This is a genomic window from Brevibacillus thermoruber 423 (genome assembly GCF_000454065.1).
GTDB lineage: Bacteria > Bacillota > Bacilli > Brevibacillales > Brevibacillaceae > Brevibacillus > Brevibacillus thermoruber.
This window is the reverse complement of the sequence record NZ_KE695650.1, coordinates 74,824-100,286: the sequence shown is the minus strand read 5'-3', so window position 1 is coordinate 100,286 and position 25,463 is coordinate 74,824. Positions and strand designations below refer to the sequence as shown.

Sequence of the window (25,463 nt, the reverse complement as noted above, 5' to 3'; positions counted from 1 at the left end):
GAGAGGAGAATATCCATGTACCGCAAAGCGTGGGGTCACCCTCAATGGCATAATCCCGTGTACGACTGGAATCCCAACCATTGGAGCTACCAGTGGAATCCTTATTATGTCTATTGGAATCCCAACCGGTTTCCTTATGGCAGAAGGATCAAACTGACCGATTATGGATCAAGACCGTTTGTCGTGAATATTGACCAAGCAGCCAAACAAAACCAGACGTACCGGACGGCTTTATGGACAGGGAAGTACTTTCAAGTGACGCTGATGAGCATCGATGTCGGCGATGACATCGGTTTGGAAGTCCATCCGACCACGGATCAATTCATTCGGATTGAAGAAGGACAGGGACTTGTTCAAATGGGTGACAGCAAAGACCACCTGGATTTTCAAGAAATGGCCTATGAGGACTATGCCATCATGATTCCTGCCGGAAAATGGCACAACGTAATCAATACGGGTCATACGCCACTGAAAGTGTACGTGATCTATGCGCCGCCTGAGCATCCGTTTGGTACCGTTCATGAAACAAAAGAAATCGCCATGGCTGCCGAAGAAAACCGGCATGAGAGATGAATCGGTGGAAACGCATGGATTCCATCGGCGATCCCGATGACAAAGCCAATCACAGGGGCAGCGGCATCCACAGACGTCCGCCGGCCGTGCGAAAAGCTGAGAACGCCGGAACCGCGACAAATGAAAAAGCAGATCGCATCGCGCTGCTTCAAAATCGCGATGCGATCTGTTCGTTCATGTGAATGGCTTTGTACGGCAGTTTTCCCTACTCCAGATTGGCATGTCTGCCGAACATCGCCTGGGAGTCCCATCCCAGTTTCTCCATCAACCGCAGGATGACAGCGTCGTAGAACAGCAGCAGGGTTTGCTCAAACAATGAACCCATGGGCTGGATGGTTTTGGTTCCGCTGTCCGCCTGGTCTTTCGGAGAACCCGGCAGGGTAATGACGAGATCAGCTAGCTGTCCGATGGTCGATTCCGGGAAAATCGTGACCGCCGCGACGGCACCCCCGATGCTTTTCGCTTTCGTTGCCATGGACACCAAACTTTTCGTCTCCCCCGAACCGGACCCGATGATTAACAGGTCGTCTTTTTCGAAGTTGGGGGTTACGGTTTCGCCTACGACATAAGCGCGCAGCCCCATGTGCATCAGCCGCATGGCAAAGGCGCGAACCATCAGGCCCGATCTGCCTGCACCGGCTACAAAGACCTTCTTTGATTCAAGGATGCGAGCTACAAGCTGTTCCGCTTCTGCTTCGGCGATTTGGTCAACCGTCCGCGTCAGTTCATTGACGATTTCACTGGCGTATTGACGTGTGTGCATCCTGATCACGATCCTTGTGTGATCAATTTTTTCATTTCGGCAGCGACTGCTTTTTTATCTGCTTGTCCCGTAATGCCGCCGCCGACAATGACCAGATCCGGTTGGGCCTTCACGACTTCCGGCAGCGTCTCCAGCTTGATGCCGCCCGCGATCGCCGTTTTCGCATGTTTGACCACACGTTTGATGGTCAGCAGGTCTTCCAGCGAATTTTTCCCCACGGCCTGCAGATCGTAACCGGTATGGACGCAGATGTAGTCTACGCCAAACGCATCGACTTCCTTTGCCCGCTCTTCCAGGTTTTTCACACCGATCATGTCCACCAGGATTTTTTTTCCTCGTTTCTTCGCCTCTTCGACCGCACCCTTGATGGTGATGTCTTCCGCGGCGCCCAGAACTGTGATGATGTCAGCGCCGGCCTCGGAGGCCTTCATGACTTCATAGCCGGCCGCATCCATGATCTTCAGGTCTGCCAGCACGGTCATCGAAGGGAAGGCCTCCTTGATTTCCTTGACGGCGCGAAGCCCTTCATTGATCACAACCGGCGTGCCGATCTCAACGATATCCACATACTCCGCAACTTCCTTGACCAGGTCCTTGGCTTCCGGAATCGTGACAAGATCCAGCGCGAGCTGCAGCTGCATGATTGCTTCACTCCTACCTGTTTCTGTTTTTTTCGGTACCCATCCCCGTTTCGTATGCGCTGCAAACCGCCACCCATGACGGGAGTCACGAGAAAGCGAGTTCGGCCGTCACTCCTTTCTCTGTGTGCTGCGCGTGATGTTTGGCGGCGCATGCTTTATTCTAGACCTTTACCTCCAAAACAGAAAGTACTTACTTCAAAGTGATGTAGTCACCAAAAGGATACCATTGTGCCCGTGTTACTCTTTGCCTTCCATCCAGTCGGTATGAAAGACGCCGTCCTTATCCACTCGTTGGTAGGTGTGGGCGCCGAAGTAATCGCGTTGTGCCTGCAGCAGGTTGGCCGGAAGCCTTTCCGTGCGGTAGCTGTCAAAGTAAGCGAGAGCGCTGGAGAACGCCGGTACGGGTATACCATGCTGGATCGCTGTCGTCACTACTTTTCTCCAGGCTTCCTGGTAGTTTTCCACGACGTCGCGGAAGTAGGGATCGAGCAGCAGGTTTTTCAACTCCGGATTGCGATCGTAGGCGTCCTTGATGTTTTGCAAAAATCTCGCACGAATAATGCAGCCGCCCCGGAAGATCATGGCAATATCCCCGTACTTCAGGTTCCAGCCGTACGCCTCGGATGCCGCTCTCATCTGCGCGAAGCCTTGGGCATACGAGCAGATTTTGCTGGCGTACAGCGCCTTTCGCACCGCTTCGATGAACGCCTTCCGATCCTCCGTGAACGCGGGAGCTTGCGGCCCTTTCAGCGTTTTGCTGGCGATCACCCGCTCTTCCTTCATCGCGGAGAGGAAACGGGAAAATACGGCCTCCGTAATCATGGACAAGGGAACGCCCAAGTCCAGCGCACTTTGGCTTGTCCATTTGCCGGTGCCTTTTTGTCCGGCCGAATCCAGAATCACATCCACCAGGGGCTTGCCTGTTTCGGGGTCCATTTTCGTGAATATATCGGCTGTGATTTCAATCAAATAGCTGTCCAATTCTCCCTTGTTCCACTCGGCAAACACCTCGTGGAGCTCACGGGCGCTGAGCCCCAAAACCTGCTGCAGGACATGATAGGCTTCGGCGATCAACTGCATGTCCCCGTATTCAATCCCGTTGTGTACCATTTTGACATAGTGGCCCGCCCCATCCGGACCAATGTACGTGCAGCAGGGCTCACCGTTCACGTTTGCGGCAATGGCGGTCAGGATCGGCGCAACCAGCTCATAGGCATCCTGTTGTCCTCCCGGCATGATCGCGGGTCCTTTCAATGCCCCTTCTTCCCCGCCGGAAATGCCCGCTCCGATAAACCGGATTCCTTCTTCTTCCAGCTCCTTGCTTCTGCGCAGGGTATCCTGGAAAAATGCGTTTCCGCCGTCAATGATGATGTCTCCTCGGGAGAGATAGGGTTTCAACTGCTGGATGGTATCATCCGTTGGCTGGCCTGCCTTGACCATGATCAAGATTTTTCGCGGCGTCTCCAGGGATTGGACGAATTCCTGAATGGAGTACGTGCCGATCAGGTTGCGGCCGCCCGCCGCCTGCACCAGTTCCTCCGTTTTATCCGCCGTTCTGTTGTACACGGAGACGGAAAACCCTTTGCTCAGCAGATTCAACGCCAGATTTCTGCCCATGACCGCCAATCCGATTACACCGATTTGTTGCTTTCTCATACGCTCATCCCTTCTTTTGTCCGGTAGTCAGAATCACACACGCGATTATTCCGTGGGGGACAGCCCCGTAAACAGCAGCACCCGGGCAGGCGCAGCGTCTGTTCCCACGATTTTCAGAGGGGCCGCCACCATGAAATACGCTCCTGCTTCCACTTCTTTCAATCGAAGGCCTTCCATGACGATGACGCCGTTTTGAAACAGGATGTGATGCGTCGGATGGCCCGGTTGATCTCTCTCGATGCCCAGCGCATCAATGCCTACTCCCCGTACTCCCAGCCGGGCCAGATATTCTGCTCCATCCTGCGCCAGGAAGACAAAATCAAAACGGAACGCATCGTCATCGGAATTCCTGGTTTTCAAGAGAACAAAATCGCCCTCACGAATCGCAAAACGCTCCAAGTCCGCCTTTGTGATCCGATCGTGGACCGCTGTCAGATCCAGCACGGTACACATGCCGACCAGATTGTCCAACGGTATGCTTTCAAACGTCTCCCCGTCTGTCATCATGTGAAGCGGCGCGTCAATATGCGTTCCCGTGTGCACATCCATGTCAATGCGAGATTCCGTTACATACCCTTTCGTTACTGTTTTCAGCTTTGGCTGCTTTTCCGGTTTGTTTTTGTACACAGCCATGCCTTCAAAGATCGATCCGGTTACATCATAGATTTTCATGTTGAGTCACCTGCCTGGACAATCGTTTCTCAAGATGGTTCTTTTCTGCTTCAAACCCCGGTTTGCCCAGAAGAGCAAACATGTTCTTCTTGTAAGCCTCCACCCCCGGCTGATCAAACGGGTTCACGCCGAGCAGATGTCCGCTGATGCCGCAAGCCTTTTCAAAGAAATACACCAGTTCGCCAAACGTGAATGCATTGAGTTCGTCCAGCTCCACAAGCAAGTTGGGCACTCCTCCGTCCACATGAGCCAACAACGTGCCTTGAAATGCTTTGCGGTTCACCTCATCCATGGTTTTGCCGGCCAGGAAGTTCAATCCGTCGATGTTGGCGGGATCGTCCGGGATCGTGACGTCAATCCGCGGCTTTCGGACATGCAGGACGGTTTCGAACAGATCCCGACGCCCTTCCTGCACATACTGCCCCATCGAATGCAAATCGGTCGTATAATCTACGGATGCAGGAAAAAGCCCTTTTTGATCCTTTCCTTCACTTTCTCCAAAGAGCTGCTTCCACCATTCCGCGACGTAATGCAGAGCTGGTTCATAGTTGACCAGCAGCTCGACCGTTTTCCCCTTGCGATAGAGCGCATTTCTCACCGCGGCATACTGGTAGCACTCATTGGACAGCAGGTCCGGATTGCTGTACCTGCGCCAGGCCTCTGCGGCTCCCTGCATCATTCGATCAATATGGATGCCGGCGACGGCCATGGGCAGGAGACCGACAGCCGTTAATACGGAGTATCTCCCTCCGACGTCATCCGGAATGACAAAGGTTTCATACCCTTCTTCATCGGCAAGTTTTTTCAGCGCGCCCTTTGTCTGGTCCGTGGTGACAACGATCCGCTGTCTGGCTCCCGCTTTTCCGTACTTTCTCTCCAGGAAGCGGCGGAACACGCGGAACGCAATGGCTGGCTCCGTGGTTGTGCCCGATTTCGAAATCACGTTGACGGAGACATCCTTGTCCTCCAGGACTTCGAGGAGACGGGCGAGATAGGTGGAACTGATGTTGTGCCCCGCATAATAAATCTGTGTCGCGTGGGGCAGTTGATTGTGAAAGGGATGGGACAAGGCTTCAATCGCCGCCCTTGCCCCAAGGTACGACCCGCCGATGCCAATCACAACAAGCGCATGGGAATGGCTTCTGATTCTCTCGGCTGCCTGCGTAATCCGGGCCAATTCTTCCGCATCAACGTCCACCGGCAGATCCACCCATCCGAGAAAATCAGATCCGGGGCCCTTCTTTTCATGGAGAAATCCATGGGCTGTCTTTACAAATTCGCGCAGAACCTCTACTTCATGGCTGCCCATGAACGGGAACGCATTGGAGAAATCAAACGAAATGGCCATCTGGACACCCTCCTGTCAAAAAAGTATGATGGCGGACAAACGTGCAGCTTCCCTGTCCTATATACCCGATACGGACAGCGCTTCCCTGCGAACCCCCAGCGTTCCTTCTTCGGCATGGCGGTTGAGTTCCCACCATGAAAAACCGTCTTCCTCCAGCAGTCGGAAAGCGGTCTCGGGGCCCTGCGTGCCGGCTTCATACATATGAAGCGGAACGCGCTGATCGGAAAAGGCGTCCAAAATGGGCTGCACCCACTTCCAGCACAATTCAACCTCTTCCCAATGGGCAAAGAAAGTGGAGTCGCCTCGCAGCGCATCATAGAGCAGGAGCTCATAGGCTTCGGGCACATCGTTGGCATTTGCCGCAAACTCCATGGTGATCGGCTCGATCCTGCTGTGTTTCCCCGGATGTTTGCTGTTCAATTGAAACGAAACACCCTCGTACGGATTTACATGGATCACCAACAGGTTGGGAGCCGGTTTCTCATGACGGACGGGGTACGCATCCCTCAGCGGATTTTTGAATTCGATCACGATTCGGGTCGACTTTTCCCGCATGCGCTTCCCGGTCCGGATATAAAAGGGAACCCCGCTCCAAAACGCGTTGTCAATCCACAGGCGAGCCGCGACGAACGTATCGGTGTTCGAAGCCCTGTCCACCCCCGGTTCGTCCCGGTACGCCGCTGCCGGCTTCCCGTTGATCCATCCTTTTCCGTACTGACCGCGAACCACATGCGCGGCGACGTCTTCCTGACGCAGCGGCCGCAGCGCTTTCAACACCTTGATCTTTTCGTTGCGGATCTCCCGGGCCGAAAACTGCCGGGGCATCTGCATCGCCGTCATCATGAGGAGCTGGAGCAGGTGGTTTTGAAACATGTCCCGAATCGCTCCCGCCTTGTCGTAGTACCCTGCCCGTTCTTCCACCCCGACCGTTTCGCTGGCGGTAATCTGGACATTGGCGATGTGCTGATTGTTCCACAACGTCCGCAGAATGGGGTTGGCAAATTCCAATACCTCAAGGTTTTGCACCATGGGCTTGCCAAGGTAATGGTCAATGCGGAAAATCTCCTCTTCGTCGAAGAACTGCCGCAAGGAACGGTTGAGATCCCGGGCTGACTGGAGATCGTGCCCAAACGGCTTCTCGATGATCAGGCGTTTCCAGCCTGTTGCCGATCCCAACTCACTGGCTGAAATGTTGGAGGCAATCACGCCAAACAGTTCCGGTGCCACCGACAAGGAATAGATCCGGTTTTCCGGAATCTTCCCTTCCTGCTCATGCTGCCGGATGCGCTGCGCCAGCTTCCCGTAATCCTGCGGTTGGGTCACATCCATGGCACAGTAGTGAAACATGCTCAGAAACTGCCCCGCACGGTCACGATCGTCTTCCCATCGACGGGAGAAGGTTTTCACCGACTGTTCCACATGGGCACGAAAGTCCTCGTCGGACATGTCCCGTCTTCCGGTGCCAAAGACAGCGAACGCGCGAGGCAGCTTCTCATCAAGAAACAGATTGTATATGGCAGGAAAAATTTTCCGTTTCGCCAAATCCCCTGTTGCTCCAAACAGGATAAATGTCATCCCATCCATCCTAACACCCTCCGTTACTGCAAATGACTGTCCCTCTGTTGGCGGACAGCCGCGACGAAACCGATGTTTCGAACACGGATTCATTATGATTCTTTCCTTCCAAATAAACAAGTACATACTTGCATGTGACATAGTATGTTTTTGGAAACGAAACAAACCATCGGGGATGCCCTGCCCGACTCCGGCAAATCAAAATGGCGTGTTCACCCGTTGTCGGGGATCACGCCATTTCGTACCTGCTCGAATGACAAACGTTACAATGGCAGCAAGCGTACCGTCTCCTGCGCCTCCAGCCGTTCGATCATTGCATGCCAGGACTCCGGCTTGTTCGAAAGCACGGAGTAGTACCGTTTGAGGAACGTGACGATCAATTCCGCAGGCAGCTCATGGACATTGTCATCCGTCGGAAGAAAACAGAGGTCAAGACCGGTCACCGCCTCGCCGTCATTGTTCCAGGAAGGGTGAACGTACGGGAAGTCAAGACGCTTGTACCCAAGATGCGACAGAACCTCTCGGCGCACAAACGGATCCATCGGCTTGATGCCGCCGAATTCGTGGTGTTCGGCTCGATACGGATCATAGATCTCGGCAAACATGCCAACGAGCTTTTTCCCGCTCTCCGCCGCCAAGGACATCAGGTCTTCCTGTCTCTTCTGATAGAGGAAGCGGCCGATTCCCAACCCCGGCTTTCCAATGATCGTAAAATCGGTCATGGCCACCTGCAGGTCATCATAGTACCGGTATTCCGTGCCCCCGACAACTTCTCCTTCGTGAATCGCGACAAACACGCGAATACCCGGGTCTTCCAGCGGCTCTTTCCACAGCTCGAATTCCAGCACCTCCTCAGGCGGGAACACCTCCTGCATCAACCGGTGCATGCTTGCAAACCACTTGTCTTCGATATGGGTAATTCTGCGATAGTCCATCTCACATCTCTCCTTGCAGCGGTGTGGGCTTATTGGGTCAGTTGTTTTTTCTTCGTTTCTTGTTACAATAAACAGTACAAGAGAACGATACCGTTATTATTGTATGTAGCAACCCTCCCCAACAAGTACCCACTTTCAAGTAACGTAGTATCGAAAAGGATACCAAGGAGGCAGCCCGCATGGGAGACCAACGATTTAAAGACTCGGTAGAGAGTACGTTGAAAGTGATCGGCGGCAAGTGGAAACCGCTGATTCTCTGTCATCTGTCCGACGGGGCCAAACGGTTTGGCGAGTTGAAAAGGGACATGCCCGACATCACGCAAAAAATGTTGACCCAGCAACTGCGGGAATTGGAGCAGGACGGGATTATTCACCGCGAAGTGTACACCCAGGTTCCGCCGAAAGTGGAGTATTCCCTGACCGAATACGGACAATCCACACGCGAACTGCTGGATGTGATGGCGAAATGGGGAAGTCGGCACATGGAGCGGATCAGCCAAAAACCATTGGACGCGGAAGAAGAAACACCAACCGAACCCAGCAGGTAGACTCGGGGGGCATTTCTCCTTCCACGTCCGGTATCGGATGGCCCCTGCCACACGAACGGCTTCGATCCGATACCGTCCGGCCGGCAAAGGGGGCGGGCAAGTCCTACCCGTTGCTCCGCATGTCTTCTTCCACCCATTCCAGATAGGCATCGGGTGGGCACCACGATGTAATCGAAGGCCGTCAAGTCCTTGTCACGCAGTTCAGGCAGATACAGGACATCTTGAAACGAAAAACAGCACCTTTTTGCAGGTGCTGCCTTGCTTTCCCCTTCATCGGACGAGCTCATCGGGTTGCGTGACCAGCCGCACCTTCGTGACGGCGCTCGTCCATCTGTCAAGCGCTACCAGATCGTCCGCATTCACGTCCCTCAAGGAAGTTTTCCCCAACGCGCGAATGGCGATTTTCATCTCTTCTGCAAAGGATCGAAAAAAGTTCTCCAAAGACTGCGCGGCCTTTTCCACTTCAAACTCGTCTTTCAGGCTCCCCGAGTAAAAGGCGAGCTGAGTGGGCGGTTCCCACGGAATGGCTTTTGTCACCTGATCATGGGCCATGCCCCACAGCAGGGCCGTTCCCATATAAACGCCGTCCGCTCCAAGGGCGAGCGCTTTCAAACATTGGCCGGGTGCAGCATATCCTCCGCCGCTTAGGAGGGTGATCCGGTCTTTTACGCCCCGCTTTTTGAGATAATCCACCGCACGCGACAAGGCGAAAATCGTCGGCAGGCCAAAATCGTCTTCCAGAATGGGCGCTCCCCCTTTTGCGCCGGCCTGCCCACCGTCCAGGCTGATAAAATCCACCCCGGCCTGAACAGCGGCTTCCAGGTCCGCTTCCAGCTTTCCGGTGGCACACATCTTCACGCCAATGGGGATGCCTTGGGTGATGGTGCGCAGTTTCTCGACCAGGGGCTTCAAGTCCTTCGGTTCGACCAATTCCGGATGGCGGGAAGGGACGACGAGGACCTCACCGTCCGGAACCTGCAGAAGTTCACGGGCCCTCCCCTTCAAATACGCGGGTGGAACCACGGTCGCAGCCCCTCCAATCGCTCCTTGGCCGAGACGAATCTCGATCGCGTCCGCCTGCCGGAGAATCTCCGGCTCTTTGGCCCAATACCCGGAATGGTACTGCAGGATGTAATGGGCGGCGCAGGCCCTCTCTTCGGGCAGCAAAGGGCCTTCGCCCGAGTTCGTCGCGGTTCCGACCGCAGCCGTTCCTTTGGCGATGGCGATTTTCACCTTCTCGGACACCCCGATCCCGTAGCCCATCGCACCGGCCAGCAGGGGGATGTTCAGGATGAGCGGCCGTTTGGCTTGCGGGCCGATCGTGATCATCATGTCGACGGGAGCGTTTTCCGATGCGGGAAGCGTGGCAAGCTGAGCGGGAGAAAAAACCAGGCCGTCAAAGTCCAGATACGTGCGCGGGCTGCCAAACGGTCGTTCGATGACTTCTCCGCTGGCTGCCCGCAGACTGTTTTCCACGACGATCCGGGGGCTTGTCCTGGTGAGAGCCGAGACCATCTCCCAGATGTTTTCCGGGTAACGGTCAGCCATCAGCCGTTTCGTAAAGCGCCCGATCCCCCATTTGATCAATGGCCGGGCAAATACGATGGCGATCAGACCCGCACAGAGAATGGCCAGGAATGCACCGGCAAACGACCCGACGAGAAAGGCCCCCCACTTGATGGTCATGACAACCTCCTTGCACCCGTTTCTTCCATCATTATCCCGATCTTGCGCGCTGCCTATGCGCCGGTCGTCGAGGAAGAAACGTGAGTCGCGTCCCGGCTGCGTGTTCAACCATCAGCATCGCCGGTTTACCTCAACCACGGCGTAACGGCCTTGCCCGTTGCTGACGCACAGCCCCCCTTTCGGTGTGCGACGACGCCCAATGGGGAACAGCGAGGGAATCTTGCTTCCTTCATTGTCAACGCGGCGCCAGGGCCCGCGTTTCCGTTTACTTGTGTTCTTGGTTCCTGCTCTCACGCCCTCGAATCGTGACGGTCACAGAGGAGGGTTCCTCCGTTTTCTTCTCTGGCTGCTGCTGACGGGGAAACAGTTCGGAGAAAGCACGGTGCAAGGCCAGTTCCCCGTATTGCGCCCGGTATTCCTCCATCGTGGCGGAGCGGACGATTTTTCCGTTTATGACAAAAATGGCTTGATCCGCCACCTCGTTGGCCGCCTGCAGTTGGTGAGTGGAGAAAATAACGGAGATGCCTTCCTTCTTGATGGTTTTCACCAGATCAACAAAGGCGCCCATCCAGTACGGATCCAATCCGTTTGTCGGCTCATCCAGCACAAGCAGTGCCGGTTTGCCCAACATGGCCTGGGCAAACAGCAGACGCTGCTGCATGCCTTTGGAAAACACGGACACCTTTTTCTTGCGGGCCTCGTGAAGCCCTACCGCCTGCAGCGCCTCATCCGCTTCCGACGCTGTCCGCCCGCGAAGGGAAGCGTAAAACCGCATGCACTCGCTCGCCGTCAGTCCGGCCGAAAAATTGAAGTGGTCCGGCATATAGCCAATTTGCTGCAAATATTTCACACGATGTTCCTTCAAGTTCAACCCGTTCAGCTCGATCGTTCCCGAACTGGGTTGGGTAATTCCCACAATCATGCGGAGAATGGTGCTTTTCCCCGCCCCGTTTCCCCCGCAAACAGCGACAACCTGTCCCGGTTCGACGTTCAAATCAAACGGATGCACAATGGTTTTTCCGCCAATCGTCTTTTCTACCTGCATCATGTGCAGTCCGGTCTTAGTCACGGTATCGCCTTCTTTCCCAAACAGCTATCGCGGTCAGCATCGTCACGCAGATCCACATCAGGCAGAGCGCAGCAAAACCGGCGATGCCAAAAGGGGATTCCATCCAGTTCACCCACTTGTAGTACTCGGGGCCGAAGATGGCGCCTCCCCCCAGTCTGACAACGGAAAACATGCGCACAAACTCTGCGGGATTCAGGCAGGTGGCCACCTGGAGTACCGGTTTGATCCATGTGTACGGCAAAAAGCTCAAGACCGAGATCAAGAGCGTGGGCCAGGCCAGAATCAAGAAAAACCAGATGCTGACCCCGAGCGTAAGCGCCTGCCAGCGGTTCCGGCTCAGGGAGCCGACCACCATGGCGATCCCCAGAAACAACAGCACGATGCAGATGGAAAACAACAAGAAAAACAGCAGGGCGGAAAGGGTGAACCCTTTTCCCAGAAGCATGCCGAACAACCCGGCAAACCCGTAGCTAAAACACACGATGGAGACGAGCACCACAGCCAATCCCGCGTACTTCCCCCACAAAAACGAAGTGGCTGTAAGGGCGTAGGTGGACAGAAGCTCCCAGCTCCCCTCCTCCTTTTCTGCCGTAACCGAAAAGGAGGCGAGCAGCATGGTCATCAAGGGGAGCAGGTACAGGATCAGATTGAGAATGGTGCCGGTCGTATACGTGTATCCCTCCATGTAGGACTGGGATTGAATGATCAACAGGGCCAGCGTGAACAGGGAAAACAGGGCCGTGAACGAGTACGCCCACGGATTGCGAAACCCGATCTGTATTTCTCGTTTGGCAATGTTCATGATGTGCACGTGCGCCACTTCCTCTGCTAGTTGTGTGTCTGCTGTGCGTCCGACGTGCCGTGCTGGCCTGATTCCGGATGTCCGTCACTTTGCCCATGCTTTTTCATGCTGCTCTCCCAGGCATGCTTGTCCAGATCCTGAACGCTCATAACCGAACCGGTTTGCTTTTCCTTGACGAACGCTTCCGCCGCTGCCTTGTCCTTGAAGGAATAGACGCCATACCCCATTGGCGTCTGGAACGTTTTGTCGTAGACATACGTCGCCTGATCGGTGTTCACCCATTCCTTGGAGAGGTAGTCGCGGACGAACCGGGCTTCCACCTGTTCGTTCTCATGCTCCTTTGTCCAGCGGTACATACAGCCGATATCGTCAAATTTCAACACTTTCCCGTTTTGCAAAACGATTTCCGACGCGTTGTGGTCATTGGCCACATTCATATGGCAGACGTCGCATTTGTCCACGCCTTCCACGATGTCCACCGGTTTTGCTTCCTCCTTGCCGCATCCCCCCATCAACATGGAGAGGGTCATCATCATTGCGCCAATCGTCCACACCCGAGATTTCATTTTCGTCTCACTCCTCCATACATGATCAAACAGCTTCCGCTCATCAGCAGCACACTGAGTACGCCCATGGCCGTCTGCTGACCCGCCCGCTGTTCGTCCTCTTGCGCCATAACCGGAGCCAGCAATGGTGCCCCGTCCCGAATGGACGCGTCTGTCCCTGCGGTAAAAAGCCCCTCCAAAAACACAAGACCGGGTGCCTGGAAAAAGATCTGATAGGGCGGTACCGCTTCGGTCAACGCCAGGAAAAACGGGTTGAGCTCGTAGGGGATATTGCTGCGGCCGTCTGCATCCAGATCAATGCCCTGCATGTCGTCCCAGTAGTTTCCCTCCAACGTGTTGGCTGTGCTGTCCTGCGCCTGTGCCTGGATGACATTGGACACAAAATGGTTGGCCGTCACCACATTCCCTGAGGCTTGTTTGAGCTGCATCCCGACAAAGTTCAGCGTGAATTCGTTACCTTCCAGACGGTTCCCTTTGGACCGTTCCATGTACAAGCCCACACGGTTTCCCTCGATGCGATTTCCCTCGATTCGCGATCCCGTTACGTCGAAAAGAAGAATCCCCTGGGCGTTCGGATTTTCCCTTTGTTTGACAAAACGATTATGCTGCACGACAGCGCCATCCGATTCCATGAGCATCGTGCCCGTCACGTTGGCGCTTCCTGTGTTGCCGAGCAGCTTCGTGGCGGACGTACCCATGAAATGATAACCGTATCGGGAGTTCTCCACGAAATTTTGCTCCATGTGGTTGAAGTTGCTGTTTTCCGCATAGATGCCGTCAAACATGTTGCTGATCCGGTTGGAGACGATCCGGTTGTGATGAGAGTGATTCAAGTCGAAGCCGTTTCCCTTTTTGGCCGTAACATCCGGATTTGTACCGGCTGCTCCCGACAGTTGGTGCGCGTGTTGGCCGTGGTTGTGGAGGCCTTCCTGTTCCTTGCCCGGGTCCGTTACCAGACCGATCACGCGGATACCGCGCAGCGTATTGTTGCTGGCATCACGAAGCTGTACCCCTGTTCCCATCGTTTCGATCACAAGGTCTTCCACAATGTTGTGGTTCCCCCTCATGACCACGGACGCGTCTGCGGGATTGATTCGGTTGTCTACGATTTTCATTCCCCGGACGACGGCATGATCGGACAGAATCGACAGAACAGGGCTGCTTCCATCACTGGCAATCTCCACGGCCCCCTCTGCCTGCAGCACGATCGGTTTGGTAATGCGAATGGGCCCCCGGTATTTTCCTGCCGGAACGGTGACGACTGCTCCCGGTTGAGCCTGGTCGATCCTCTCCTGCAAGGAGACCGATGCGGCACTGACCCGGTCGAAAAAAACGGCCCCGACCGTGAGTCCGGCGATTCCTGCGGCCAACAGCATGCGGGCCATGGTGCGGGTATTCCTTCTACCGAACAGATTTCTCCCCCCTTCGTCTTGCTTCTTTCCGAACACACCATCAACATAGCGCTCCCCGGCCTGTTCGTAAATGACTCAACCGGGCTATAAACCTTGACAAAAAACCAACAGAAGCGAGCGTTCGCGAGGCAGCACCATCCCTCCGCTGCGGGGATGGTTTCTGTACGACGTCAGTTCGCCCGCACGGCGGTATCGTGAAATTTTGTCATGTTTGTGAAATGAATCACAAAGTGTGATGCTCGTCACATCTGAACAAACGCTTTTTACGCATAATGGAAACAGACACAGGGATGGCTCACACACATCCCACATTGAACAGGAGAAGGAGGACGTATCCATGTTTTGTTATCAATGCGAGCAAACAGCGACTGGCGGCTGCAAAGTAGTCGGCGTATGCGGGAAAAATGAAGATCTGGCCAGCATCCAAGATACGATTGTATTTGCCCTCAAAGGAATCGCTGCTTATGCAACACATGCAAGGGAGTTGGGGTATACGGACCCCGAAGTGGATGCGATTACCCATGAAGCCCTGTACTTCACTTTGACAAATGTAAATTTTCATTTCCAGGAACATGTTGACATGGCCATGAAAGTTGGGTCGGCAGCGATAAAAGTGATGGAACTGCTGGACCGTGCACATACGGAACGATTTGGCATCCCTCAGCCTATTACGGTCACGCAAAATAAAATCGAAGGAAAATGTATTGTCGTCACCGGTCATAACCTGCTTGCCCTGGAAGAATTGCTGAAACAAACAGAAGGCAAAGGAATCAATGTTTATACGCACTCGGAGATGCTGCCTGCCCACGGATATCCTGCATTACGAAAATATCCTCATTTAAAGGGAAACATCGGAAAGGCCTGGTACGATCAGCGAAAACTGTTTGAAGAATTCCCTGGGGCCATATTGGCGACAACCAATTGTGTGATGCCGATTAAGGGAACCTACTCGGACCGATTCTTCTCCTATGAAGTAGCAGGACTGGAAGGCGTTACGAAAATTGAACATAACGATTTTACTCCGATCATCGAAAAAGCGTTGCAACTGCCAGCGGCACATATCGACTCGGATCAGAAACTGGTCACCGGCTATCACCACGAAACCGTGATCGGTCTGGCGCCGGAACTGATTTCGGCCGTACACGAAGGCAAGATTCGGAGGTTTTTTGTGATCGCCGGTTGTGATGCCCCTGGAAAGGGTGGAAATTACTATCGGGAGTTGGCTGCGTCGCTTCCAAATGATACGGTCATTTTAACCACCTCCTGCGGGAAATTTCGTTTTAACGATATTGATTTTGGAACCGTAGGAAATACAGGCATCCCACGGTATATTGATCTGGGGCAATGCAACAACTCCATTTCCACGGTAAAAATTGCGCGCGCGTTGGCGGACGCTCTCCACTGTGACATCAACGAGCTGCCGGTCAGCATTGTACTGTCCTGGTTCGAGCAGAAAGCGATTGCCATTTTGCTGGGATTGTTCAGCTTAGGAATCACGGACATACGGATTGGTCCGAAGGTTCCGGAATTTTTAACCCCAGGTGTAGTACACTTCCTGCAAAACACGTTTCATCTCAAGGTAATTGGGGACCCGCAAGAAGATTTGGCTGACATGCTGGCGAAATAACTTCCGCTGTACGGCATGGAATGTCATGACCGTGCACCATGTTATGCGGGGATGTCCGACGAAACCGTATCGGTCTCTTTCGCAAACCCATGGTGCACGCTTTTCTTTCCATGGCTTGAAAGGTCTGCCGTCACCGGATTCTTTCTCTATAGCTTCATCGCCGCCGCCTCCAGGCAGACGGCCCCCCCAAGGCGTTTCCCGACTCCTTGACCAGCGAATGGCAAGTCACCATGCGACCTCCATCCGGAGGTTCTCCGTTCCTTGCATGTCACTTCAAAAAGATCGCTCTGATCCGTTATAATGGAAGAAATTACGTGAGGAAGGACTATGTATGAGAAATGGGGATTGTTTGCAGCAGGTTCCTTTATTCCGCGACTTGAACCGACAGGAACTGGCCCGCGTCGAAGAAATCACCATGCATCGCCTGTTCCGGAAAAAGACGACCATCTTTATGGAAGGAAGCGAAAAAGAAGCGGTCTTTTTCATTCAGGACGGGCTTGTCAAAGCCTACAAAACCGACGAGGAGGGCCATGAACAAATCGTATCGCTGCTGCAGACCGGAGATATGTTTCCGCATACCGGTTTCTTTACGCAAACGCCCTATCCGGCGACGACGGAAGCCCTTGTGGACACTCACGTCCTGACAATTCCCGTCCACGCTTTTGAACAGCTCATCTTGTCAATGCCGTCGATTGCCATCAAGGTCATCGATGTCATGGGGGCCAAAATTCGCGAACTCCAGCAAAAACTTCAGCAGTTTACCGGTCACGACGTGCACGGCAGGATTGCTTTCTTTCTGTTGCAATTGGCAGATAAACACGGAGAAGTGAACGATTCCCGTGTGTACATCGAGTTGCCCATGACCCATCAGGAGTTGGCCAATGCGATCGGTTCATCCAGAGAAACCGTAAATCGGTTGGTCAATCAACTGAAAAAACAGCGAATTCTTGACACACACCGTTCGGGCATCATCATTTTGGACAAGGATGCGTTAAAACGATGGGGTGAACAGTAACCGTTGCTGCCGACATCCCCCTGTCTATTCCTCCATGCAGGTCACGGCGTTCACACCCATGGTTTACTCGCTACACATACAAAGGGGTGGAAAATGTATTGGGAGACGCTTCCGAATTGGTTTTGGGTGATCTATTATCTGTTTTTCTTATCAACAGCAGGGACTGCCATCTATAGTGTGATACGAAAGAAACGGATACGGTTGTCCGTTGCAGCCATTCTTTTTGCCGTAACAGTTCCCATCATTTCTTTGATAAACAGTATTGGAAGAGCAGAAGGTATGAACGAATTTGAACATTTCCTTGATCAATTGCAGCAAGGGGAAATGTGGACTGTATTCACAATCGCAGGTTATTTGTTTTTGTTCATTTGGTGGGTTCTGTTTCTGCTCAACAGCAAGGCGAAAAAGCAAGATATCGGTTCAACGTAAACCACACAAAGACCTCGATGTGAGGTCTTTTCCATTCCCGTTTCGATCTTGTGCTGCTGCACGTTTCTTGGCTTGGGCACCCTTCGTTCATTTCGTGGTTCCGTCGTGTTATAATGGACTTGACGCAAACAATGTACGGCAAGTTAGGAAAGAAGGCTGATTGTCCCATGGTGCACCAGATATCGGTAAAACGAATTTACGACCCGCCCTCCCCTGAAGACGGCGTCCGCATCCTGGTTGACCGGTTTTGGCCGCGCGGCATTTCCAAAGAGCGCGCAGCGGTCGACGCGTGGATGAAAGACATCGCCCCGAGCTCCGAACTCTGCAAGTGGTTCGGCCACCGACCGGAGCGGTTTGCCGAATTTACTGAAAGATACGAACGGGAACTGGCGGAAGATCCGATCCGGAATGAACTCGCCGATCGGATATGCGGCATCGCGGTTGAAAAAAACGTCACCCTGGTCTACGCCGCGAAAGATGCCGTCCACAACCAAGCCATCGTTCTCCAGCGCTGGCTGACCCGCCGGTCCGAACAGGGAGAACGCGAGCGGCAGGTCTGAAACGATTCCATTTATGGTTTGAACATCGAATGAGCTTCCGGGCTGGGTGTCAGCACCAGAACGACCACACTGTCTTCCAATGCTTCAATGGCATGCTCGACCTGCTTCTCAAGGCTGATCATGCTGGCAGCAGCCAGTTCCACTTCTTCATGGGCGGTAAAGCGGATGGTTCCCTGCAGCACAAATAGCAGAATATCGCTCGACGTCTTGTGTTTTTGTAATTTCTTTCCTTTTGGAAACGAGAATTTCACGACTTTCGACACCCCATTATCCAGCATCGGCCGAATAAAGGTTTCTTCGAATGACAGCGGGTATCTCTTCATTCTTTCATCTCCTGCCAATCAACATCAATCAGGATCGCAGCGCACGGCTGAGCTCGTCCTTTTCTTCCGCGCTCAGCATGTTCTCCGCCATCGGAAACAGCACGTTCTCTTCTTTCGTGAAATGATCCGTTAAAACGGCATGGGCCTGCAGTGCATAGGAAGCGATCTCTTTCGCGTGTTCAGCATCCACCGGCTCCTTCACGTGTTCCATCGCTTCTTTGAACGTCTTCAGGTTACGCTTGGCAAGTTCGTGTTCGTATTCCATCACGGCAATCGGCCCCACCTGCCTGCCGATATAGTTCGCCATGAGCGGAAAAAGGGCTCCCTGTTCCCGCTCGGAGTGAGGGTCGAGCTCCCGGACAAAGGCATCCACCTTTTCTTTCAGCTCGGCAAGCTGCCGGCTCCAATCCGTTTTTGCTTGATCCACTCCAATTTCGGCTGCCAACTGGGCAAAGGCATCCATTTGTTTCCTGAGGGGGCCATGCTCTCGTTTCAACTGGGCCAGCGGTTCGCAAAGTGTCACGTGTGCATGGCTCCCCGACATCATGCTGCAATGATGGGGCACTTGGCTCATGCGAATCACTCCTTCGTTTCCTGCATCTCGAGTATACATCTGAGCCGTATGGAAAAGCTGTGACGGGCATCACACTTGTTTTTTCCAAATGGGACCAATTTATCGGCATATGGCTGCATGCATAGGGAACAACCTGGTGAAGCCCCATACCAGTCCCTTGATCAGGCGTGAACATGGTTGTTTGCGGTCGACTGTTTTTCGTACGATCGGTCTGTTTGCAAACCAAGCATGATAATCGCAACTGACGAATGGCCTCCCGGGTTACTCGCGGTGTCGCGCCCGGAGTCATCGAAACAGCTTTTCTCTTATCCCCTGATAGCTGCACTCTCTTCCAAACACAAGCGAACAGCCTCGTACTTCGTATCCTCATCTTAACGAGTAAAGATCTGTTCCTTCCATTTTTTCCACATTTTCTTTTTCATAAAATTTGATATTCCAACGACCCAAGTCGATCTGCAATCCTACGGAACTGGTTACAAAATGCATTGACTGCTGAGACCAGGTTGCCCTCTCGTCGGTCATCTTCGTAGATGCCCGGTGTAACTCCAATAAATCAGTCGGTATGTGGATTCTGTTCCTTTTACTCCGCGGAAGAACATACAATACCCTTTCCACCCCCAGACGACCGATGAACAATCTTACAGAACGTTGTCCCTTACCGCCGTAGCCCGCCTAATCTTAGACGGTTATCTGAAGCATTGGCAGTGCCTAACGCTTACCTTGGTTGTATTGAGAACCTTCCGGAACAAACATTAAGCCAGCGACGTGCTGTCAAAATTACCCAAGCATTTCCCCTTTTATTGTCATCCTCAACTTCCATACCCATACCACCAATTTCATTCTCGACAATGGAGATATCACTGTCGGCACCCGTGGCATCAGCATAGGCTTCCTCGGTATCCCAGTTTACAACCCATCCGTCATCGGTACCATTAACCAATTCGGTGTCATCCCATTCATAGTAGTAGTCAACTGTAATCCTAATGTCTCTCTCCTCCAAGGAGAGAGTCTGCGATGAAAATGGGGAATTTTCAACCGATTCTATTGGGGATTTTATCGCTGATCTTCACACGCAGGCTGATGCGCGAGCTGGGAATTCATTCCGTTATCCGCAAGAAACGGCCATATGCAGGTCGCAAACCATCCGTAGTCTTTCCGAATGTCCTCAACCGTGAATTTACAGCAGAAACCATTTTGAAGAAATTTGTGACTGACATGACCTATATTCGAATTGGTCATGATTTTGTCTATTTGTCGGGTATTTTAGACCTCATTCCTACCAAGGATTTCAATACACAACTAAATCGTACAGGGATCTACTCGAGGAGAAAGAACTTATGGGAAGCCATTCAAGACGCGGGAATTGCTTTGACAACGCATCGCTTCCAGAAAAACTCGGCGACCTCTCCCCGGTTGAATTCCGAGAAGTGATCGCCGTGTAGACGGGGCTATGACACGTTAGGTAGTTGTCTGCGTCTCTTTTTTCGAAGCGAGATTATTCTGAAGTAGTGGAAGGACCGTGCTCATACCAGTAAAGAACAGAAGACCAGCAAAGATGTAGATGGAGGTGATCGAAAGCAAGTCCTTCAACCAGCCAGAAACGCACATCATCAAAACCATCATTCCCATAAACAAGGGGTTTAGGAAGCCGTTGACCCGGCCTAGATATTCCTGGCCCGTCGTACTGACGATGATCGCGCTAATACCAATGTGAATCATTGGTTGAAACAAGCCGTAGACAATCTGAGCTGTAAAGGTAAGCATAACGGACTCAGAAAAACCAATAACGATCAGACTTATTGAATCCACCAACATACCCAGTACCAATAGTTTTTGTGGAGTAATCCTGTTTCGAAGAAGCATGACCAATACGCTACCCAATAAGGTGGATACTCCAGACGCTACCATTAGGTACATTACACTTTCTTTTGGCAAGAACAACTTCTCCATAATAACGAATACGGCGAGCGGCTGGATCATTCCGACCGCCAAGCCGGCAAACATGTAGCAAGCACCCATGATCTTTAACTCAGGCTTGTACAAGATGTAACGAAATCCATCCATGACATCCCTAAACATACTATGATTAGTTGACCGAATCACTTCCTCCTCGTCTCGAGGAATAGTGGACAGTGCTAGAGAAGAGAATAGAAACATAAGTGAAGTAATGGCAAGCGAAACAAAGATGCCAAATCTCTCATACACATATGCCCCGACTGCTGGTCCGATTATCATAAACATCGACTGGAGTGTCTGGAACATTGCCAGCGCTGATTGTAGCTTATCTGAAGGTACGTGCCTTTTGTATAATTTCATCGTTGAAGGTTGTGAAAACTGCGATAGGATCGACGATGCCAGAGTCACGACGTAGACGATCTCCCAGATCCCGATCTTCAACGTCACCAATACTAGAAGGACGAAGAGAGAGGAGAGCATGTCACAGATCACCATTGTCTTCTTCGGTTTCCAACGATCAGCCAACGTTCCCCCAATAAACGAAAACAAAAACATCGGAGCGTACTGGGCTACCGATATCATGGTGACAGCGAACGCGTCGTTATTCGTCTCCTTCAGAACGAACATTAGGACTGCGAAGTTACGCACCCAAATCCCTATCTGTAGAAAGAACACCGACATAAGAATGGAGCGGAGGAACGCAATCCTAAAAAGAAAGAAACTATTTTTCATATTGTTCTCTCCTCATGGACGCTCGACCCAAATTGATTTAGTATAAGCAATTTGCATACCAATACGCTGCATGTTTTGCTGACTCACGCTACCGAATACGGCTTGTCCTATAATCAAGTCACATCCTCCTTTACGTGCATCGGCAATACGCCTTTGGATCAGGGCCATATGGCATCCCTTACGTCGCATCTCCGGAACAGTGCACGCAGCCGCAAGATTCCCCACTCCATCCTCCATATAGAGAACACCAATCCCCGCCGCTTGTCCGTCTACAAAGGCGATGTAGAATTTCCAGCCGGGCCGACCATGAAGTACACGGTTGTTGTCTGCGATGCCTGTACTTAGAAGAGCGGGCAAACCAAATCCCTTAACGTAAAGCTCACCGAAGAGCCCGAACTCATCTTCATTTACCTCAAAAACCTCAATTTTTTCAGCCAACGTCAGACCTTCCACTGGGGCACCCCCCTGCTCTTTGGGTAGGACGCCGTAGAGTACTGTGTGAAAACCTGCTTGGTAGAAGCCACGATCGGCCAGGCGGCCAAATAGTTCCGGCGTTACGTGACCGGGTATTAGTTCAAAACGGCAGGGAATACCTTGCTTACGAAACGCTTGAATAATCTCATCCACATGGTCTACATCACTTCCGGTGGCTCCCAAAACCTTGTTGAAGCTCGGCCCGGGGATACCTTTGATGGTGAACAGGGAAGCACCTCCAATTCGCCTGATCTCTACTCCCATCGGGTTGCCTTGCCGTTCCCGTATGGCCGTCAGACGAGACCGAAGTGTTTTGATTTCCGCTTCTTCCACTCGAAGAGCCAGATCGAGCGTCATCACCCGACTCATATTGTCATCCCCTTTCTATAAATGAATGTCAAGAGATCATCCTGTATTACCCGTAACATGTCTTTACTTTTTTGGTGAAGGAAAAAATGGTCTCCTTCGTACATTCGTACGATGCCCGGACCCGTGACCAATTCCCGCCAAGCTTCCAAATCTTTCATCGGGATTTGTTCATCCCGTAGACCACCGAAGACAGTGATTGGACAGCTTAGGCGCGAACCCGGACGGAAACGATACGTGTCGCAAACTTCGAAGTCTGCTCTCAAGATCGGTTCGTACAACTTCATCAGCTCGCGGTTCTCAAGCACCTCCTTGGGTGTACCGTTCAAATCATACAACTTCTGTATGAACTGTTGATGCGGGAGATTGTAGATTGTAGGAGAATTTTTCTCGACTTGAGGAGCTGCTTTTCCAGAAACGAAGAGATGGACGGGATGCGTTCCATATCGCTTAGCTAGTTCGCGTGCCAGCTCAAAGGCGATGAGCGCCCCCATGCTGTGACCAAAAAAAGCAAACGGCGTGTTCAGATAGGGATTTATCGCTCTCGACAGCCCAGCCACCAACTCGTCAATCGATCGACAAGGCGATTCTCGAAAGCGCTTTTCACGCCCCGGAAGCTGGGCGGCGAGCAATTCGATCTCTGGCAACAATTCTTCGTGCCAATACCGGTAGATAGTGCTACCCCCTCCTGCATAAGGAAAGCAGAAGAGTCGCAGCTTGGGCCGTTGTTTCGGTTGATGGCAGACAAACCAGGAAGGTTCCTTTGATAAGAGCAGCATGTGGCTCCCTCCTTAGGGGGTATCTTCATTGGATCAAAACTTTCGAAGAATAAAGGAAATCCTCTAAATTTCGCCATTGTCGCGCCAGTATCATCAGTGGATCAATGATTCGAGCGTCCTGGCACTTGATTTGCATGATCTTGGAGAGCAGATGAAATTCAGTGCATCCGAAGATCCAACCGGCGATAAAAACCTCGGCTCCGGCTGCCTGCAGGTGTTTCCTCGCGATTATCAGGCGTTGGATGACCTCATCCTCTTCCTTGGAAAAGATAAAAGCGGTTCGGTCTGGAACGCTCGGAGATTTACTTGATAGATGGTGTTTACAAATTCGGCGGAGGCGAAAGGACCCATACCACCAAGTATGCCAGCCAAGTTACTTGTCATGTGATGCTACCTCCTAATTACGCCCATAATTACATTCCTACGAATGGGCTGCTAACTGTTTAGAGATATAGCACTTATGCAGGATACAGGTGGACACGAGCAACAGCATTATGGAGTCGAGGTTAATGCGTGTTCGGTAATCCATCTTCGGAATGTTGTCCAGGAGGACCTTGATCGCCACCGGATTAATAAAGGGAATTTCCTGCACGAGTTGGCTTCGCAACGTGTCTTGAATCAGTTCAAACAAAGAGTTTTTAGGGTCCAACGTCGAGTGGGGCGCGGTGAAGGGCTGCTTTGGTCTGCGGTAAACAGTTTCTGTGAGATACGGTTTGGCAGCTTCTCGCAGTGCGTATTTCTCCTGCAGTTCGCATATAAGCATGTTCGTCGGCAGGCGGCGAACTACCTCAAACAGTTTGTGGTCGAGCAACGGCATGCGTACTTCCACGCCATGTGCCATTTCGAGACGGTCAGCGAAAAGAATCTGATTCGGTAGTAGCGATTTGTTCCAGAGATACAAGCCCTGCAAGATCGGAGACCGGTTGGTTAGTTGCCCATCGACATCGATGCTGTCTAGCAGGGATTTCACTGGGTCGAAGGAGAGAAACTTGGACAGAAAGCTTTGGTTAAGAAGAGATTTTAACGGTGCTCGGCTGACCTCCATCGCCTGGATCCAGGCCGGGGTCGATCCGATGACCTGCCTGCATACCTTCAGCGCCTGGGTGGTCTGTGACGGAAAGAGAACATCACGGAACGCCGGATTCCGCAGGCTCAGCTCTTCAAGTCGCTGCCGCTGACTCTGCTCACTTAGACCGTCTTCGTTGCTTAGTACATAATCCAGACGGGAGTAGATGTAGCCAGCGAACAGTTCGTCCGCCCCATCACCGGAGAGGACCACGCGGTAGCCCTGTTCGTGTACCGCTCGGCTTTGGAGGTATCGTGCTACCCCGTGAGCATTGTGCCCAAGCGTCTCACTGTGCCAAACAGCCTGTTCTATGTGTGCAGCGAAGTCATCCTGCTTTAGCTCGATGGGCACGTAGTCTGCTCCTATCCATTCGGCTGTCTCCTTGGCGACTCTGCCCTCATCATACGCTTCGTGATCGAAGGTCACGGTAAAAGCCCGGATCTTCTCCGGGAATTGTCGAACGGCGATGCCGAGAACGGCCGAAGAATCGACCCCTCCGCTCAAGAAACAGCCGACAGGCACGTCAGCCTTTAAGCGCAGGCATACCGACTCCTCCAGTACATAGCGGAGTTCTTCCAAGTAGTCTTCTTTGGAGCGGGCAGGGTCTACCTCCTCTCTCGTCGGGTAGTCAAGGTCCCAATACGGTTTAATTTGTACACCTTGACTGTCTGCGATCAGGAAGTGCCCGGGCGGAACTTGGCGGACACCTCTAAACAGCGTACGTTCCTGATCCATGCACAAGAAAAGGTGCTGGTAGTATGACTGCTGATCCCATTCGGCCTGGATGCCCGCTGCAAACAAGGCTTTCATCTCGGAGGCTAAATACAGGATCTCGTTCTTCCACGCGTAGAACAAAGGTTTGATGCCGAAGCGATCTCGAGCGGCGAACAACTTTTGCTCCCGGTCGTCCCAAAGCAAAAACGCAAACTCACCCCGTAAATACTCGAGACAGCCAATCCCCTTCTCTTCATAAAGATGAAGGATGATTTCGCTGTCGGACTTTGTCTTCAGCATGTGGCCTCGCCGCTTCAGCCCCTCTCGGATGCGCTCGTAGTCATACAGTTCGCCGTTCACCACCAGATGCAATTGTTCATCTTCATTGGACAGAGGCTGATCGCCCGTTTCTAAGTCGATAATGCTTAACCTTGTATGCCCCAATCCAATACGGCTGTGGGTAGACACCCACAGCCTTTGTTGATCGGGACCTCGGTGACGTAAAAGATTTGTCGCACGATCAAGTGCATTTACGGAAATCGGCCGTTCTCTCGAATACATCCCCACAATACCGCACATAAGGAATCTCCCCCCTACTAAAT

At 52.5% G+C, this 25,463-nt stretch carries 27 protein-coding genes and 1 pseudogene; 9 read left to right on the top strand and 19 right to left on the bottom strand.

Annotated elements, in window-relative coordinates; genetic code table 11:
- Window positions 1–15: 15 nt before the first annotated feature.
- Both M516_RS0108760 and M516_RS25525 read left to right on the top strand, forming a co-directional pair.
- Window positions 16–573 (top strand): cupin domain-containing protein, encoded by a 558-nt coding sequence (locus M516_RS0108760; protein WP_029098776.1) that lies wholly within the window; start codon window positions 16–18, stop codon window positions 571–573.
- Between the two features lie 14 nt (window positions 574–587).
- Window positions 588–755: a hypothetical protein gene (locus M516_RS25525; RefSeq protein ID WP_185973885.1), complete on the top strand. Its 168-nt coding sequence runs from the start codon at window positions 588–590 to the stop codon at window positions 753–755.
- Window positions 756–778: 23 nt separating this feature from the next.
- On the opposite strand, the gene hxlB is transcribed toward M516_RS25525, so the two are convergent.
- The 7 genes from hxlB to M516_RS0108720 all read right to left on the bottom strand — a co-directional run bounded on the left by hxlB (window position 779) and on the right by M516_RS0108720 (window position 8,163).
- Complete coding sequence (hxlB, locus tag M516_RS0108750; protein ID WP_029098775.1) at window positions 779–1,336, bottom strand: 6-phospho-3-hexuloisomerase; 558 nt, start codon at window positions 1,334–1,336, stop codon at window positions 779–781.
- A gap of 5 nt (window positions 1,337–1,341) precedes the next feature.
- Complete coding sequence (gene hxlA / locus M516_RS0108745) at window positions 1,342–1,977, bottom strand: 3-hexulose-6-phosphate synthase (protein ID WP_029098774.1); 636 nt, start codon at window positions 1,975–1,977, stop codon at window positions 1,342–1,344.
- 237 nt (window positions 1,978–2,214) lie between these two features.
- Window positions 2,215–3,633: an NADP-dependent phosphogluconate dehydrogenase gene (gndA, locus tag M516_RS0108740; protein ID WP_029098773.1), complete on the bottom strand. Its 1,419-nt coding sequence runs from the start codon at window positions 3,631–3,633 to the stop codon at window positions 2,215–2,217.
- Window positions 3,634–3,678: 45 nt separating this feature from the next.
- Window positions 3,679–4,305, bottom strand: coding sequence for a cyclase family protein (locus tag M516_RS0108735; protein WP_029098772.1), 627 nt, complete (start codon window positions 4,303–4,305; stop codon window positions 3,679–3,681).
- On the bottom strand, window positions 4,292–5,653 hold the full coding sequence (locus tag M516_RS0108730) for a glucose-6-phosphate isomerase (RefSeq protein WP_029098771.1): 1,362 nt from the start codon (window positions 5,651–5,653) through the stop codon (window positions 4,292–4,294). Before M516_RS0108730 ends, M516_RS0108735 begins: the two co-directional genes overlap by 14 nt.
- 57 nt (window positions 5,654–5,710) lie before the next feature.
- On the bottom strand, window positions 5,711–7,237 hold the full coding sequence (gene zwf / locus M516_RS23130; RefSeq protein WP_081656491.1) for a glucose-6-phosphate dehydrogenase: 1,527 nt from the start codon (window positions 7,235–7,237) through the stop codon (window positions 5,711–5,713).
- Between the two features lie 254 nt (window positions 7,238–7,491).
- Window positions 7,492–8,163 (bottom strand): hypothetical protein, encoded by a 672-nt coding sequence (locus tag M516_RS0108720; RefSeq protein ID WP_029098770.1) that lies wholly within the window; start codon window positions 8,161–8,163, stop codon window positions 7,492–7,494.
- A gap of 179 nt (window positions 8,164–8,342) precedes the next feature.
- On the opposite strand from M516_RS0108720, the gene M516_RS0108715 reads away from it, so the two are divergent.
- Window positions 8,343–8,711, top strand: coding sequence for a winged helix-turn-helix transcriptional regulator (locus M516_RS0108715; protein WP_029098769.1), 369 nt, complete (start codon window positions 8,343–8,345; stop codon window positions 8,709–8,711).
- Window positions 8,712–8,981: 270 nt separating this feature from the next.
- On the opposite strand, the gene M516_RS0108710 is transcribed toward M516_RS0108715, so the two are convergent.
- From M516_RS0108710 to M516_RS0108690, 5 genes are all read right to left on the bottom strand, one after another.
- Window positions 8,982–10,397 (bottom strand): FMN-binding glutamate synthase family protein, encoded by a 1,416-nt coding sequence (locus M516_RS0108710; RefSeq protein WP_029098768.1) that lies wholly within the window; start codon window positions 10,395–10,397, stop codon window positions 8,982–8,984.
- 265 nt (window positions 10,398–10,662) lie between these two features.
- Entirely contained in the window at window positions 10,663–11,466 is an 804-nt protein-coding gene (locus M516_RS23125) for an ABC transporter ATP-binding protein (protein WP_152523371.1), read from the bottom strand.
- On the bottom strand, window positions 11,459–12,277 hold the full coding sequence (locus M516_RS0108700) for an ABC transporter permease (RefSeq protein ID WP_029098767.1): 819 nt from the start codon (window positions 12,275–12,277) through the stop codon (window positions 11,459–11,461). The genes M516_RS23125 and M516_RS0108700 overlap by 8 nt, the downstream gene beginning before the upstream one ends.
- Before the next feature lie 17 nt (window positions 12,278–12,294).
- Window positions 12,295–12,834, bottom strand: a complete 540-nt coding sequence (locus tag M516_RS23120) for a nitrous oxide reductase accessory protein NosL (RefSeq protein WP_035289358.1) — start codon at window positions 12,832–12,834, stop codon at window positions 12,295–12,297.
- On the bottom strand, window positions 12,831–14,219 hold the full coding sequence (locus M516_RS0108690) for a right-handed parallel beta-helix repeat-containing protein (protein ID WP_238550948.1): 1,389 nt from the start codon (window positions 14,217–14,219) through the stop codon (window positions 12,831–12,833). Before M516_RS0108690 ends, M516_RS23120 begins: the two co-directional genes overlap by 4 nt.
- A 364-nt stretch (window positions 14,220–14,583) precedes the next feature.
- Between M516_RS0108690 and hcp the strand changes: the two genes are divergently transcribed.
- From hcp to M516_RS0108670, 4 genes are all read left to right on the top strand, one after another.
- Complete coding sequence (gene hcp, locus M516_RS0108685; RefSeq protein ID WP_029098765.1) at window positions 14,584–15,873, top strand: hydroxylamine reductase; 1,290 nt, start codon at window positions 14,584–14,586, stop codon at window positions 15,871–15,873.
- 331 nt (window positions 15,874–16,204) lie between these two features.
- A complete protein-coding gene (locus tag M516_RS0108680; RefSeq protein WP_029098764.1) occupies window positions 16,205–16,888 on the top strand; it encodes a Crp/Fnr family transcriptional regulator in 684 nt (227 codons plus the stop codon).
- 93 nt (window positions 16,889–16,981) lie between these two features.
- Window positions 16,982–17,317, top strand: a complete 336-nt coding sequence (locus M516_RS0108675; RefSeq protein WP_029098763.1) for a hypothetical protein — start codon at window positions 16,982–16,984, stop codon at window positions 17,315–17,317.
- Window positions 17,318–17,484: 167 nt separating this feature from the next.
- Complete coding sequence (locus M516_RS0108670) at window positions 17,485–17,877, top strand: DUF488 domain-containing protein (protein ID WP_029098762.1); 393 nt, start codon at window positions 17,485–17,487, stop codon at window positions 17,875–17,877.
- 11 nt (window positions 17,878–17,888) lie between these two features.
- Here the strand turns inward: M516_RS0108670 and M516_RS0108665 are convergent, their stop codons facing one another.
- The 3 genes from M516_RS0108665 to M516_RS25185 all read right to left on the bottom strand — a co-directional run bounded on the left by M516_RS0108665 (window position 17,889) and on the right by M516_RS25185 (window position 19,774).
- Window positions 17,889–18,200 (bottom strand): cupin domain-containing protein, encoded by a 312-nt coding sequence (locus M516_RS0108665; protein ID WP_029098761.1) that lies wholly within the window; start codon window positions 18,198–18,200, stop codon window positions 17,889–17,891.
- Between the two features lie 28 nt (window positions 18,201–18,228).
- Complete coding sequence (locus M516_RS0108660) at window positions 18,229–18,774, bottom strand: hemerythrin domain-containing protein (protein WP_081656490.1); 546 nt, start codon at window positions 18,772–18,774, stop codon at window positions 18,229–18,231.
- Window positions 18,775–19,489: 715 nt separating this feature from the next.
- Window positions 19,490–19,774 (bottom strand): hypothetical protein, encoded by a 285-nt coding sequence (locus M516_RS25185; protein WP_122958949.1) that lies wholly within the window; start codon window positions 19,772–19,774, stop codon window positions 19,490–19,492.
- Between the two features lie 71 nt (window positions 19,775–19,845).
- Between M516_RS25185 and M516_RS23115 the strand changes: the two are divergent.
- A pseudogene (locus M516_RS23115) lies at window positions 19,846–20,159 on the top strand (IS3-like element ISBth8 family transposase); the annotation flags it as partial.
- Window positions 20,160–20,232: 73 nt separating this feature from the next.
- Here the strand turns inward: M516_RS23115 and M516_RS0108650 are convergent.
- Genes M516_RS0108650 through M516_RS23110 form a run of 3 tightly spaced genes read right to left on the bottom strand, consistent with a single transcriptional unit; the run spans window position 20,233 to window position 23,081 of the window.
- On the bottom strand, window positions 20,233–21,462 hold the full coding sequence (locus M516_RS0108650) for an MFS transporter (protein ID WP_029098758.1): 1,230 nt from the start codon (window positions 21,460–21,462) through the stop codon (window positions 20,233–20,235).
- A gap of 12 nt (window positions 21,463–21,474) precedes the next feature.
- Window positions 21,475–22,305 (bottom strand): GNAT family N-acetyltransferase, encoded by an 831-nt coding sequence (locus M516_RS0108645; RefSeq protein WP_029098757.1) that lies wholly within the window; start codon window positions 22,303–22,305, stop codon window positions 21,475–21,477.
- Window positions 22,302–23,081: a thioesterase II family protein gene (locus M516_RS23110; protein ID WP_035289354.1), complete on the bottom strand. Its 780-nt coding sequence runs from the start codon at window positions 23,079–23,081 to the stop codon at window positions 22,302–22,304. Before M516_RS23110 ends, M516_RS0108645 begins: the two co-directional genes overlap by 4 nt.
- Window positions 23,082–23,232: 151 nt before the next feature.
- On the opposite strand from M516_RS23110, the gene M516_RS25180 reads away from it, so the two are divergent.
- Window positions 23,233–23,391 carry a hypothetical protein gene (locus M516_RS25180; protein WP_193746957.1) on the top strand — a complete coding sequence of 53 codons (159 nt, stop codon included), beginning with the start codon at window positions 23,233–23,235 and terminating at the stop codon, window positions 23,389–23,391.
- Between the two features lie 111 nt (window positions 23,392–23,502).
- Here the strand turns inward: M516_RS25180 and asnB are convergent, their stop codons facing one another.
- Window positions 23,503–25,440, bottom strand: coding sequence for an asparagine synthase (glutamine-hydrolyzing) (gene asnB / locus M516_RS0108630; protein WP_029098756.1), 1,938 nt, complete (start codon window positions 25,438–25,440; stop codon window positions 23,503–23,505).
- Window positions 25,441–25,463: the final 23 nt, after the last annotated feature.